Here is a 13,678-nt window from a genome sequence, read left to right as displayed (position 1 = left end):
GTAATGCCGCCATTGAGCGAAGCACTTCCTGGAGGTGCTAACTCAAATCGCTGCCAGCCGGCATTCTCGTACCAGTAAGCATCTTGGATAGAACCATCTGCCCCGATCCAAAACACTTCCATGCTGCTGGGGATTCTTGATACAGAAGTTATACCGCCATTAGTTGATGCACTTCCTGGAGGTGCTAACTCAAATCGCTGCCAGCCGGCATTCTCGTACCAGTAAGCATCTTGGATAGAACCATCTGCCCCCATCCAAAACACTTCCATGCTGTTGGGGATTCTTGATACAGAAGTTATACCGCCATTGAGCGAAGCACTTTCTGCTGGGGCTAACTCAAAACGATGCCATGAAGATCCAAGTAACCGATCATCCCATCCAATTTGACCACGACTCCATTGGCAAATGTCTAATACGTTACCATCCATTAAACAAGACACATGCGTACCCGAACACTTGACACAGTTGTTGTTCGGAATGCCAAGATGTCCATAACTACCACCGCACGAGCAATCTCCATACTCATCAGCCGCACCAAAAATGTGGCAGCTTTCATGGGCAAAAACTCTGTTAATTTGATCTGAACCCCATCCATCGTTTGAATAGTTCATGCAAACTTTTTCATCAATGGCATAGGCAAAATGCTTCAGAGGATATTTAGTAAAATAGCCAACATAAGCCCAATCAGTTCCTCTGCTACTTCTCAGATTCTCAACATATTGAACTGAGCCGGAACGATTTGCCAAAAAGCCCATTTGCTGAAGCGCAGCATCACGCCAAGGTGCTTCAGCGTTTTCATAGCTATCGGTAGAGCCAGGAGTCGCCGATACTGTCACAAGGCGAATATCATAAACAAAGGTAATGTTTGCACGAGGTTCAGCACTTGCAAGGAAATTGAGTCCTTCTTGCACTTCTTGAATCACCTGTTGTTGTTCCGCAGTTGAAAAAGCAAGATCAGTCTGAGTTCCTGAAACAATCACCACACCAACTGCTATAGAGCCGACCATATAGCGACTTGTGGGTGTACCAGTGGACTGATCAGGAAGGTTTTCTGTTAGAGTAGGAGATCGATTAATTGCATCAGGATCGTTTTCAGTAGAACGAGGTGGTGAATACCCCGGTGTGTCCCAACTGAGTCCCTCTGTCGCGCTGGGCGCTCCGTTAGTTTGTCCTTTCACCTGAAGTTGATTCCAGGCATTTACTGCTAGTTGTGATACGGGATCGAGCGAGTCAGGCGGAACAGTTGCAGATTGCTGTAACGTTTGAGGATCAACTGAGTCTGGGAGATTGACAACAATCACAACATCCGTGAACTGCTGTGTAACTCTTCCGCCAAGAGCTACTATTTCTTGTTTGGCTTGTTGTAAATCTTGTGTATATAGGAGAAATTCTTGAGGCATAAGGCACTCCTTCTATTTATGATTTTAATATTCTGGTGACTGTGATGTGTGTTTTAATCTGATGCAATTAAAGCTGTAGTGTCCCAACTCGTTCTGCATAGCATCGATCTACATATCTATGCACAGGTGAAATATTATGCAGGTTTTTACACAGCTTAATGTAGATGACTCTTACTCTCGCTTTTAAACCGAGTTGAGCCGTAACCGCAAGCAGCTCACTCACAAATAACGCTCGTACATCAAGCTTTGGTATGTGGCACCTGGTATCAACTGCCCTAAGAGGTTGTTTGAAAAGTGTTTTGGTGTGACTTTAGGCACTTTTAGATCCCCCCTAACCCACGCCAGTCGCTCCACTTGGGGAGACCCCATCGCGCAGCGTCTCCCCTTGGGAGAAGACCGCGCTGGCTCCCCTTAAAAAGGGGGGAACCGGAATCAAAGTCCCCCAATTTATCGGGGGATTTAGGGGGATCTAAAATATTTTTATACCGACAAGAGGACTTTTAAAACAACCTCTAAGACTGGCGGGAGGTCTTTAGTACTAAGGAGAACTCCAGCAATAACTACCTCCTGCCTCAAAACCCGTAGCTTTGTACTTAATGCAAAAGAAAACTGCTGTATTAGGAATGATTTTAACAGGGCATCAAAGCATTTAATCTCCCTAGTACTGCCATATCTTCTGCATCTAACTCCGCCGGGATACCACTGCGAATCAATTCCGAAAAGTCTTCATTAGGAACCATAACAGTCAACGTGTACAAGCGAGTAGAACCAGTATTTTTAATCAAATGAGTCCCAGTGGGAGGCACTAATAAACTATCTCCAGCTTTGATCGTGGCACTCTTGCCGTCACACATAGCGATCGCCTCCCCTTTGAGGACAAAAAACATTTCCACCGCCCACTGATGGCGATTTGGCGGTGTTTGTCCACCAACATCAAAAATTTCTATGCAGCAAGTCAAGGAAGTATTAGCATTTATCGAATCAAAGATAATTGCTAATCGATTAGAGTCGTTGGGACTGATGCGATATACCTGGTAATCTTTGAGAGATTTGATCACCGGAATTACACAACTAGTAGCGTACATTTATTTATCCCCTCTGAAGTTATTGATGGGTACGAAACTTCCTAAAATCCCAGTCCGGAATTACAGAATTTTAGATTTTAAATTTGGGATTGAATAATTCCAAATTCAAAATTTAAAAATCCCTGAGAGCAAGCGAATTTAAACGGGAGAACAAATCTAAAATTCTTGATCTAAGAGGTTGTTTTAAAAGTGGTTGGCTGTGATTTTAGGCATTTATTGATCCCCCCTAGCCCCCCTTCAAAAGGGAGGAACCGGATCAAAGTCCCCCAACGGGGGATTTAGAGGGATCTAGAACGTTTTGCTACCGACAAGAGGACTTTTAAAACATCCTCTAAGAAAGAGTATTCATACATGGAATCAATCTAAAATCCAAAATTGAGTCACTCCTCACCATTTTGCAGCGCTGTTAAAATTGCTTGCGAGTCACTGACAAAACCGAAGCATTGTTTGACGTTGTACAATGTTGCCTGCCAACAATATTCAGGAGAAGTTGTGGCGGTGCAGTCTTTAACTAATACGCAGTCATATCCTAAGAAGTTGGCATCACATAAGGTAGTTAGTACACATTGATCGGCATTAACACCAGCAAAAAATAATGTTGTCCTTCCCAGATTCCGCAAGATACTATCTAATGGTGTATCCCAAAAGCCACTCATGCGGTATTTATCCACACGAATATCTTCGGGTATCTGTTCTAGCTCGTCTACTACTGCCGCGGCCCAACTACCTGCCATGAGTACTCTAGCACCATTGCTTGGCAGTGGATCGCCCAATCCCACACCCTCGCCTGTGGGATTATAGACATGGCGCGAACTAGCACTAATATTGAGCAAGTCGGGACGATTCCCCCAATTTACCCAAATAACTGGAACACCAACCTCACGCAGTTCGGGAAGTAAGTTGTTCAAAGGTTCAATGGGCTGACGCGCCGGAGTTACGTCCACGCCGATATGCGCTAACCAGCCATCAGGGTGACAGAAGTCGTTTTGCATATCAATGACGAGGATAGCAGTTTTTGCTAAGTCTAGGCGCAGGGTTTTAGTTTCTGTTGATAAAATAACGGGTTGTGGGGTCTTTTGAAGACGAGTGATATCTGCGATCGCATCATTCACTGTCCACGCATTTGGTGCAACTCCCAATGTCCGTAATGGTAAATTCATAAAATTCCAATACCCAACACCATTTTCTATTTTGTAACTTGAAATTCAGTTGAGAATACAATTACTTAATCAAGGTTAAATATGCTAGATTTCACCATCCAAAATGTTTTGATTCCCGTCAGTGATGATTATGCAACGGTAGATGTACAGATTGGAGATGGTGGAATCGCAGGCATTTCCCCCAGTCTACAAGTAATCGGCACTGCCATAGATGGCAAAAATAAGCTATTGCTACCTGGCTTTTTCAACGCCCACACCCACTCATCAGAGATGTGGCAGCGAGGAATCATGTCAATGTTCCCTTTAGAATTATGGTTGGCGGAACTGTATGATTTTGCCCCCCTCGATCCCGAACAGGTTTATCTCAGTGCTTTGGGTACTGCGGTGGAAACCCTACTTTCCGGGGGGACGAGTGTAGTAGATCACCTGGTGTTAATTCCCGGACTTGAGTTAGAAACGATCGCCATTGCATCTCGCGCTTACAAAGAAGTGGGAATTCGCGCCTTTATCGCCCCTCTAATTCAAGATGAATCCCTCACCGCAGGTATCCCATCTGGGGAATCAGCCCCAACTCATGAGCCTTATTTTCGCTCAACTGCGGCAACACTGGAAATCATCGAAGAGGCGGTAAGACAGTTTCATCGCCCAGATGAGGGTGTAAATATTTTAGTCGCACCAACAGGGATTCAATTATGTACTGATGCTTTATTTGAGGGGTGTACTGAGTTAAGCGATCGCTACAATCTTTGTCGTCACTCCCATTTACTCGAAACCAGGGCACAGGAAAAACTCGCCCAAGAAAAGTACGGTTGTACTGCTGTGGAACATTTGAAAAGAATCGGATTTTTGAGCGATCGTACAACTCTAGCTCATTGTGTTTGGTTAAATGATGCTGATATTGCCATCCTCGCCGAAACTCAATCTACAGTTGTTCATAATCCCTTAAGTAACCTGCGTTTAGGCAGTGGCATCGCTCCAATTTTAAAATATCGCCAAGCTGGAGTAAATGTGACTTTTGGTTGTGATGGTGCTTCTAGTAATGACTCCCAAGACTTGCTAGAAGCTATCAAAATTGGTTCTATTTTACATAATGTTACAGACTCAGATTATCAACACTGGATTACGCCCCGACAAGCAGTAGAAATGGCATCTTTGGGAGGCGCAAAGGGACTGAATATAGCAGATAAACTCGGTTCCTTAACTGTGGGGAAACAAGCCGATTTGGTACTTTATGACCTAACAAATTTATCATTACTTCCGCGTACCGACCCCATTGGTTTGTTGGTTTTAGGGCGTCCTAGTAATGTTGTTAATAGTGTTTGGGTAAATGGCAAGCAAATTGTTGCCGATGGTAAAGTGACAACAATTAATGTTGATGAATTGCGGCAAGAATTATTTAACCGCAGTCAATGGGAGACAAAGCGCAAGTCTGAAACCGTCGCGCAAATTGAAGCACATTATCGCACGGTTATGGGGTTGTGAAACTGCGATCGTAAGTGAAGCAGAGTGAAAAATTGTGTTAATTCAACCAGCCTCTCTGCTTCTTGTCTTTTTAAAACCTAATTTTGACCTGCTTAATTTTATTTCTACACCATTAGGATTTACGTATAAAAAATAAATTGTGCTTTATCTATCTATTGCTGTGGCTTTTGTACGTAATTCCCTTCTGTTTTTGAATATACAGCACTTTCGGCAGCTATGAGGTACATCATCAAAGCTGAAAGCTATGCTAGGAGAGGGGCAAGAAAAAAACTGTATTGCATAATAGCGGGAAGCGCTGTAAGTTGGTGATGGGAAATTGAAAGTATCTGCTGATAGTCGAGAAGAATTAGAACTTGCTATTAAAGCTGCTCAGGAATTTATAGCAGATAAATAAAACTACTATAAAAACAGCAAATAATTTGGATTTTTTTCCGCAATATAAAGATATTTAAATGGCAAAAATAGCATTGTTAATTGGAGTCAGTGAATACGAACCTGGGTTAAGCTCTCTTCCAGCAGCGTTGAAAGATATTGAAGCATTGCGTCAGGTTTTACAAGACCCTGATATGGGAGATTTTAACGAGCTAAAGAGTTTAAAAAATCCTGAACCCCAGACAATGCAGTACGAAATTGAAGCACTTTTCTCAGAGCGGACTAAGGAAGATTTAATACTTTTCTATTTTTCTGGGCATGGCATTAAGGATGACACTGGTAATTTATACTTTGCAACTCGCGCAACAAAGAAAAACTCAAAGGGAGAATTAGTACGGTCAACTGCTGTCCCTGCAAACTTTATTCATGAAGTAATGAAACGTAGCCGTGCGAAGCGGCAGGTAATCATACTCGACTGCTGTTTTAGTGGAGCATTCGATCCAATTCTATCTGCTAAAAATGACGATTCCGTTGATTTACAAGGACAACTAGGTTCAGAAGGACGAGTAGTTCTGACATCCTCTAGTTCTACTGAGTATTCTTTTGAACAAGAAGATTCAGAACTATCTGTCTATACTCGTTATTTAGTAGAAGGCATCGAAACAGGAGCAGGCGATCTTAATAAAGATGGACAAGTATCAATATTAGAGCTTCATGAGTTTGCTACTAGCAAAATCCAAGAAGTGATTCCTAGTATGACTCCTAAAATCATTGTGCTAAGAGATAAGGGCTTTGAAATAATATTAGCGAAAGCAAAATCTATGCCCATTCCAGTTTTAGAAACAATTCAGACCAAGATTCACATCGGAGAAATTAAATTAGAATATTCTAAAAAGCTAAGTAATACTAGGTACTATAATCCTATCCCAAGCTTATTACAACCTTTTGAATCCTTTATTAGCAGATTAGCTGAACGATTAGGAGAATATTCTGTTAAATATTTATCTAATAACACTGGAGATACAGCAGCTACAGTTCAAAATTTTATTCTTGAAGTTATTAGACAAACTTCAGACGCAGACTTAGTGTTTGTAATGCATCGCGTCGAAAATCAAAATAGTTGGAATATAAAGGCGCAAAGCAATTTTAGTGAAATTATTGATGATGATACTTATGCCAACATTTTAAAAAATAAAATTCTTTCTAATATTCCAATTAATTCTATCTTTACTTCAGATCATCAGGGGATTTACAGAATTCACTATGATGAGCAAGAATCAGCATCTAAAGCTTTTATATTGATACCTTTAGATACGTTAGATAATGAATTTATATTAGTCTGTGGTTTGTTAAAAGATTCTTATTTACTTAGTGATGCTTACTGTACAATCATATCTAGTTTCTACGAAGCTAGCCAAAAATTGTATCTCCAACCGACAAGAGTTGAGGCAACAATTCTTGACAATTTGAAAAAGAATTACGGTTTTGTTCCTTTTTCTTTCTATGAGAAAAGGTTTAATCTTTTTTGTGATCGTCTAGCCAAAATTATTATATATTTTGAACCTATTCTTGACTTAGATACATTTTCAATTAGTGGTTGGGAAGCTCTTGCTCGTGATCCAGATAGCTTGATAGCTCCTGTTGATCTATTCTATGCTGCTGAGTTATGGGGACGTAAATTTACAATTGAGTTAGACCAAGTTCTTCTCAATCTGGCGGCTGATAGCTATAGACGAGCATTAATTGAAGCAAAACAAAGTAGATCTCATGAAATACTTCCTCTATCAGTGAATGTGTATCCAGAGTCTCTGATGCGAACCGCCTATTTTGAGACTGTTCGTGAGATTGTTAAAGAAGGAACAAGCAATCACATTACAGCCAAAAAACTAATTTTAGAAATTTCCGAAAAAACTGATTTGCCAATTTATCAGGATGGAGTGAAGCTTCAATCTCCTTTAGATACATTTAAAATTAGATTGTCTAAATATGTTCAAGAGTTAAAAATTAAATTTGGTATTGATGATTTTGGAGTTGGTTATGCGTCAGTCTCTCGATTAGCAGGACTTAATCCACCTTATGTAAAAATTGACCGTGAAATTCTTTATCAAGAACCAGTTAATGTTATTATCCAGTTTGTTCAACAAATAGTTGCAACAACGAATCCACTAAACCCAGCAAGTATAATTGTTGAGGGATTAGATGAAAATTCACCAGTTACACTAAATCAATTGAAAAAATTAGGTATTAGCTATGTACAAGGTCATATAATTGGAAAAGCAGAACCTACAATTTATCGTTTATCTCAAGAGAAAAGTGAGTTTTTAAGAAAGCAGATATTAGGAGAGTAATTCTGAGAAGTGCTGCTCGTAGAGCCAATATGGAGAAACAGAACTCGATCGCCTAGAGGTTATATCCTGGGTGTTCAATATTATCTACCACCAGTTATCTTGGTCGTTATGTCGTTGTGTCTATATTTACATAGTGAGTATATTTCAGGATTGGTTCTGGGAAATCAAAGAGTGTGGGCAAGGGACTGATTACTACTTCAGTGCCTCTTTTGCTCCGTCTGATGCTGAACGCCTTGCTGCTTTGGTGCGCCAGCATCCACTGTGTGGCTTTGAACACTGCCACTTTGTTGGCAAATTAATTAATGCGCCATGTAAAGACGCCAATACTCAAGGTTCTTACGATTTGTATGTTGACCAGAGCAACTATGCTGAAGTCATGTTGGGTATACAAAGAGATGAACCTATAGTTACTGTTGCACATTGTATCTGGCAAATCATTGGTGTTTGCGATCGCAAATTTGGCATTGAGTGTGGTTATGGTGGGATAACTGGCACAGATAACCAAGCTGACACCTCACTGATTATACGCTGGCGCAGTCACCACAACTCACCTTAGTTGATTGGAGAGTCGTTGCTGGGGGAGACGGTTACGCATCGGTGTTTTTTAGAACTGGCACATCAGCCACAGAACTGCTTGCTTACTTGCAGATGCAGCCGGAAAAGCCTGACTTTGTGCAAATAGAGAGAGAGTTACGTCTGGCTCTCTCAGATCGAGCATTGTCTAATATCTATCGCTTGGGCGAGTGCAAAATCAACGGTTGGCGGCTGGAAGTGGTCGTATAATATTGAAAAAACCACAAGCTATGGTGGGGAAGGATGGCACATGACACCACACACCACCAAGCTTTACAAAGTCGCCCAAACTGTTAGCGATAAAGGCGGGTTTTTGTGTATGCTCTGTGACTAAGTGCCTTAGCGATACATTTCCGGGAGTAAACATGGAACGCGTTATTTCTGCGTTAGGAATTTTAGTTTTTATCGGTATATCCTACGCCTTCTCTGTTAATCGTCGTGCGGTGCGTTGGCGAATAGTGGCATGGGGTTTGGGATTGGAGTTTGCATTTGCGCTAGTAATTCTTAAAACTCCTTGGGGTTTGAATGTGTTTAAATCTCTGGGAGATATTGTCAGCCAATTTTTAGCATTTTCTGATGTTGGTGCCAAATTTGTCTTTGGAGAAAATTTTAAGGATCATTTCTTTGCCTTCCAAGTGCTGCCGACAATTATCTTTTTCTCTGCCTTCATCAGCGTCTTGTATTACTACGGTATTTTACAGCGAGTCGTAAACGTGATGGCGTGGGTAATGATCAAGACGATGAAAACATCGGGTTCTGAATCTTTATCCTGTGCAGGTAACATCTTTTTGGGCCCAACAGAATCGGCGCTGATGGTTAAACCTTATATAGCGAATATGACGCAATCAGAACTTCATGCCGTGATGACAGGTGGTTTTGCCACAATAGCCGGTGGAGTACTAGGGGCATATCTTTCCTTTGGGCTACCAACAGAACACCTGATTGCTGCTTTCTTTATGACTGCTCCTACATCGTTGGTGGTATCAAAATTACTTTACCCAGAAACAGAAGTATCAGAGACGGCTGGTAAGGCAAAAGCGCACGTAGAAAACAATTATGTAAATGTAATTGATGCTGCTACTACCGGAGCAATTGACGGCGTGAAGCTAGCAGTTAATGTTGGGGTGATACTTATCGCCTTTTTAGGATTATTGGCTGCCCTGAATGCGCTACTGGGATGGTTGGGGACATTTGTGGGCTTACAGCAACTTTCATTGCAGTGGATTTTATCTTTTATTATGGCTCCCGTGGCCTGGCTGATGGGCGTACCTTGGGCTGATTGCCGCCAAGTTGGGGCTTTATTAGGTACAAAAACAATTCTCAATGAGTTTATTGCTTTTTTGGATTTGAAAGCATTAATTGAAAGTGGTAAAATTTCCCAACGCGCAGTAATTATTGCGACTTACGCATTATGTAACTTTGCAAATATAGGTTCAATTGGTATTACCATTGGCGGCATTACGGGGATAGCACCGAATCGCCAGCATGACTTAGCTCGTATGGGTGTAAGGTCAATGATTGGCGGATTGTTAGCGGGTTTTATCACCGCTTGTATTGCTGGAATGTTGATTTAAAGAAGAATTTTCCAAGTCAGATCAGAGACTATTTAGAAAGTAAATCTTCCTAATTTCTGATTTATATTTTGTTAAAATTCAAATTTTTTGTAGATACTCAGGTGGCACACGATCGACTAACCAAACACCATTAGCAGAACAATAGAATATGTAACCAGCCTGATACATTGCCGCAGCATGTACAGCAAAAACTACTGCTTTTCCATGTCTTGCACCAACAGTTTGTGCTGTTGCAATATCCTTCGATAAATGGACATGATGCCGTGACATTTTGCAAAGTCCTGTTTGCAGAATTAACTCTACAGATTTGCGTCCCGTGCCGTGATAAAGCTCATCTGGAGGAACAACAGCTTCTAATTGTAAATCAACTTTTACACTATGTCCTTGATTGGCACGAATCAGATTACCTGTAGAATCAAAAGAAAAGCGTTGTTTATCGTTGAATTCAACTACCACCTCTAATTCCTGACGGCTAATCGGAAATTTGTTTTTAGCACAAGCGGTAAGTAGGTAATCAACAGCAACCCAACCACCGGGATCAAGTTTAATTCCAATTGCATCCGGTGTGTGTCGTAGATATTTGCTGAGATATTTGCTGATTTTCAGGAGGTGAGAATCACTCATTTGATTGTGCTTAGCATATTTATACTACAATTATAATTGTAGCGTATTACATAATTTTATTGATGGTTTTAATTTGTGTAAATTGACAGAATTTGTCTTGCCATCATGGCTAATGCTACTCCAATCATCACAATGAGTGTCACCTTCCCACCAGGAACAAGTGGCTGATTTATACTATCTGAGTTTTCTTGTTCTTGACGTTGCTTCCAACTCATTAACGCCGGAATAATTCCACCGAGAACTGAAATACTAAATGTTCCAGTGTAATCTAGGGCAGTAAAAAAGATGCTGGGGTTGAGCGTACCCAGAGTCATCGGAGGGAACAGAACCAATGAATAAAGGGGTAAGCGACTAGAAAGTTGCCCCTGTGCAGGGAGGAAAATATCTTTGAACAAATCCAGTAATCCGTACACAAATCCAATAAATGATGTGACGATCGCAAACTCTGAAAAAATGGACACTAGCACCCCTAACCATTCCCCAGCGCCACCTGCTCGTAAAACTTGTAGTGGGTCAAAAACAGTTCTACCATCAGATGTACCATGTAGCATATCAGGACTGACGCTTCCTAAAATTACGGCATTCCACGCCAAGAACATAATTAGCGGAATCACAGAACCAATAAAGATAGACTGACGAATTTTGCCGGCATCCCCTTCGAGTTGCGCCACAACCAACGGCACAACGTTTTGGAAAAATAGCGCCACAGACATCACTGAAATGGCACTACCAAGGGCACTCCAGTCCTGAAATAACAGCTGGTTACTCTGAATATGTCTTCCTGCGAGAAATAATAGTCCTAAAAAGGAAACGATGACAATTCCGACAAAGGCGCTGTTTAATTTCTCAATAAACTTTTCTCGCCCAAGATACATAATGCCACCAAATAAGAGCGTGAAAGTCGTTGTGCCCACCCACGTAGGCAATATCTGCACACTCCAGATTTTTGCTACCGCATATCCTAAAATCTCTCCGCCTTCGGTGATGTATGCCACCAAAAGAGCATAGTGCATGAATAAATATGCACCCCCTGCAATTCGCCCTCCCAGTTTACCAAGGATTTTCTCAACAACTCCCAAAAAACCTATACTTGCACGTCCTTCTGATCGCATCGTGTTTAAGGTAACATCTGCAACCAGTAACCCTGAGACTAAAGCATAGAGCCAAACAGCAATCAGTCCAGATGTGGATGGCACAATACCAGACGGCAGGGTAACGGCTGGTAGGGCGAGAATCCCAGCCCCAATGGTGGTTCCCGCAATCAATGCAGTACTTCCCAATACACTACCCGGTTGATGATTGAGGTTTTTTCCATCAAATTCGAGATGAGAAAACAACCGAGTGACTTGCTCTGAATCTTTTAGAACAGTCTTTATGGGAACCATACTGAATATCCGTACTTAAACCAAATAAACAATATTAGCATGTGTAAATTTTCTTCGCCAAAACCCTGATTTTAGGTTTTGCTGGCATTTGGGGCGATCGCCTTACAGTTTCCATTAACTATACCCCGTGAGGTAAATGAAACGTTTTATACCAACTTTAATTACTAGTTGTGTTGGCGCGGTTTCCACTAACTATTACCTTGCAAGGGGACTGAAATCTGTCTGAGCAATTTGTTAGAAAAGCCAGTGTAAGGGGAATACTTCAAACAAGACTCTGTGCTGAAGAATAATTGTCATTTATTTCCCAAAACCCGATGAACACCAACAACCCTTTGCAGACAATACAAACAAGTTTCCATACGGCTTTAGGCGCTGTTAGCGAATTTGCTGCCCTACTTCAAGAACCCCAAAAACTCACAAATTACCTTACCCAAATGCAACAAAAGCCGGAGCAATTGTTCCAAAATTTAGCGGTAAAAGGCAAAAATATGGAACAAGATATGAATGGTTTTTTCCAAAATTACTTTTGCGGAGGTGGTAACAAATCATCATACCCCAAATATATAGAACGAGCAGATGGACAGGCATTTAATCAACCCTACGATATCAAAGGGACAAAAATGTACGGCTTTGTCGTTGAAGGTTCAATGGCGAAGTTACAAGAGGTGTGTGATAAATATCTCAATGATCCCAATAACGGCGAGATTGAATATCGCCCAGCGACGAACTATCTCATCTTGACGTTCAACAAGATAGATTCTTTAAGTTCTATTTATCCACCCGACTATGAGAAAGGAACTGTGCATGAAGAAGAAACCATCTTTTGGATGTTAACAGTGGTAGGTAAAAGAGTCGGGCCTTTATTCATTGCCGAACGCCTAGCTTGGTTCATGCCTTACTTATACGTGAATAATTGTCCCATCCTAGTTTCTGGTAGAGAAGTCTACGGCTTCTTTAAACAACTTGGCACATTTCAGATTCCTGACTTAAATCAAGAACCGGATTTATTAACCGTAGACACCTTGGTATTTAAAGAATTTTCTCCTACAAGTCAATCTCTAGATGCACGGCTGCTAGAAGTTCAACGCATCAGTACAGGAGATAAACATCGAGCTATCAAAACATGGGGCACTTTTGAAGAAGCCGCAAGCGCGATCGCTAGCTTATTATTTAACAATGACGAAGTTGCCATTCCTGGCTTGCAGTTACCCTTTAATCTCCTCGAATATCTCCTAAACAGAGTCGTCCCCCTCGTTACCCTCAAACAAATCCGCGACGTAGAAAACAGCAAAAATGCCTGCTATCAAGCACTGATTGAATCCCCCATGCAACTACAAACCTTCTATGGCGGAAAGCTCTTTGGCTTCAATGGTTTTGGCGATCAATTTCAATTAAAAATCAATAATTTCGCTAGCCAACCAATCGTCCAAGACTTAGGACTAGGCAAAGGTTATCTCCCAGGTAGCGAATCAGTAAATATCCCCGTAAAGCTTGGTTTCGTCCTGCATTTCGACTTCACCCTCAAAGATGGAAAAACCGTTTGGCAAGCACCACAGAAAAATTAGTATGGGGCGAATATAATTCGCTACTACACAAGCTCTCGGTTTACTAACCTGCGGAGGCAGGTAAAGTCTCGTGTAGCCGCGACTTCTAGTCGCCCAGATTTTCCCAACTA

At 41.4% G+C, this 13,678-nt stretch carries 11 protein-coding genes; 6 read left to right on the top strand and 5 right to left on the bottom strand.

Annotated features, from left to right (window positions below; all coding sequences use genetic code 11):
* The 3 genes from V7K62_RS17310 to V7K62_RS17300 form a co-directional block, all read right to left on the bottom strand.
* Positions 1-1,400, bottom strand: a 1,400-nt coding sequence (locus tag V7K62_RS17310; RefSeq protein ID WP_334866002.1) for a hypothetical protein, incomplete at its 3' end; no start/stop codon positions are given.
* Positions 1,401-2,029: 629 nt separating this feature from the next.
* Positions 2,030-2,485 carry a cupin domain-containing protein gene (locus V7K62_RS17305; protein ID WP_334866001.1) on the bottom strand — a complete coding sequence of 152 codons (456 nt, stop codon included), beginning with the start codon at positions 2,483-2,485 and terminating at the stop codon, positions 2,030-2,032.
* A 380-nt stretch (positions 2,486-2,865) separates the two neighbouring features.
* The gene (locus V7K62_RS17300) at positions 2,866-3,645 is read right to left on the bottom strand and encodes a cysteine hydrolase family protein (protein ID WP_334865999.1); all 780 of its coding nucleotides are present in this window, start codon (positions 3,643-3,645) and stop codon (positions 2,866-2,868) included.
* Positions 3,646-3,726: 81 nt separating this feature from the next.
* On the opposite strand from V7K62_RS17300, the gene V7K62_RS17295 reads away from it, so the two are divergent.
* The 5 genes from V7K62_RS17295 to V7K62_RS17275 all read left to right on the top strand — a co-directional run bounded on the left by V7K62_RS17295 (position 3,727) and on the right by V7K62_RS17275 (position 9,994).
* Positions 3,727-5,127: an amidohydrolase gene (locus V7K62_RS17295; RefSeq protein WP_334865997.1), complete on the top strand. Its 1,401-nt coding sequence runs from the start codon at positions 3,727-3,729 to the stop codon at positions 5,125-5,127.
* A 452-nt stretch (positions 5,128-5,579) separates the two neighbouring features.
* Positions 5,580-7,847 carry a caspase, EACC1-associated type gene (locus V7K62_RS17290; RefSeq protein ID WP_334865995.1) on the top strand — a complete coding sequence of 756 codons (2,268 nt, stop codon included), beginning with the start codon at positions 5,580-5,582 and terminating at the stop codon, positions 7,845-7,847.
* A 70-nt stretch (positions 7,848-7,917) separates the two neighbouring features.
* Positions 7,918-8,403, top strand: coding sequence for a hypothetical protein (locus V7K62_RS17285; protein WP_334865993.1), 486 nt, complete (start codon positions 7,918-7,920; stop codon positions 8,401-8,403).
* Positions 8,404-8,444: 41 nt separating this feature from the next.
* Entirely contained in the window at positions 8,445-8,630 is a 186-nt protein-coding gene (locus V7K62_RS17280) for a hypothetical protein (RefSeq protein ID WP_334865991.1), read from the top strand.
* Between the two features lie 155 nt (positions 8,631-8,785).
* Positions 8,786-9,994 (top strand): NupC/NupG family nucleoside CNT transporter, encoded by a 1,209-nt coding sequence (locus V7K62_RS17275; RefSeq protein ID WP_334865989.1) that lies wholly within the window; start codon positions 8,786-8,788, stop codon positions 9,992-9,994.
* Between the two features lie 78 nt (positions 9,995-10,072).
* On the opposite strand, the gene V7K62_RS17270 is transcribed toward V7K62_RS17275, so the two are convergent.
* Entirely contained in the window at positions 10,073-10,618 is a 546-nt protein-coding gene (locus V7K62_RS17270; protein ID WP_334865987.1) for an RNA 2'-phosphotransferase, read from the bottom strand.
* A gap of 68 nt (positions 10,619-10,686) precedes the next feature.
* The gene (locus V7K62_RS17265) at positions 10,687-12,003 is read right to left on the bottom strand and encodes an amino acid permease (RefSeq protein ID WP_334865986.1); all 1,317 of its coding nucleotides are present in this window, start codon (positions 12,001-12,003) and stop codon (positions 10,687-10,689) included.
* 314 nt (positions 12,004-12,317) lie between these two features.
* On the opposite strand from V7K62_RS17265, the gene V7K62_RS17260 reads away from it, so the two are divergent.
* The gene (locus V7K62_RS17260; protein ID WP_334865984.1) at positions 12,318-13,568 is read left to right on the top strand and encodes a hypothetical protein; all 1,251 of its coding nucleotides are present in this window, start codon (positions 12,318-12,320) and stop codon (positions 13,566-13,568) included.
* Positions 13,569-13,678: the final 110 nt, after the last annotated feature.

This window comes from Nostoc sp. (genome assembly GCF_036917935.1).
Taxonomy (GTDB): Bacteria; Cyanobacteriota; Cyanobacteriia; order Cyanobacteriales; family Nostocaceae; genus Nostoc.
Note: the sequence above shows the minus strand (reverse complement) of the source record. Positions and strands in the feature narration are given on the sequence as shown.

What these genes read in the sequence shown, in the direction of transcription:
- V7K62_RS17265 (WP_334865986.1), bottom strand. Translation starts at nt 12,003, where the DNA reads ATGGTTCCCATAAAGACTGTTCTAAAAGATTCAGAGCAAGTCACTCGG.
- V7K62_RS17270 (WP_334865987.1), bottom strand. Translation starts at nt 10,618, where the DNA reads ATGAGTGATTCTCACCTCCTGAAAATCAGCAAATATCTCAGCAAATAT.
- V7K62_RS17290 (WP_334865995.1), top strand. Translation starts at nt 5,580, where the DNA reads ATGGCAAAAATAGCATTGTTAATTGGAGTCAGTGAATACGAACCTGGG.
- V7K62_RS17300 (WP_334865999.1), bottom strand. Translation starts at nt 3,645, where the DNA reads ATGAATTTACCATTACGGACATTGGGAGTTGCACCAAATGCGTGGACA.
- V7K62_RS17295 (WP_334865997.1), top strand. Translation starts at nt 3,727, where the DNA reads ATGCTAGATTTCACCATCCAAAATGTTTTGATTCCCGTCAGTGATGAT.
- V7K62_RS17260 (WP_334865984.1), top strand. Translation starts at nt 12,318, where the DNA reads ATGAACACCAACAACCCTTTGCAGACAATACAAACAAGTTTCCATACG.
- V7K62_RS17275 (WP_334865989.1), top strand. Translation starts at nt 8,786, where the DNA reads ATGGAACGCGTTATTTCTGCGTTAGGAATTTTAGTTTTTATCGGTATA.
- V7K62_RS17305 (WP_334866001.1), bottom strand. Translation starts at nt 2,485, where the DNA reads ATGTACGCTACTAGTTGTGTAATTCCGGTGATCAAATCTCTCAAAGAT.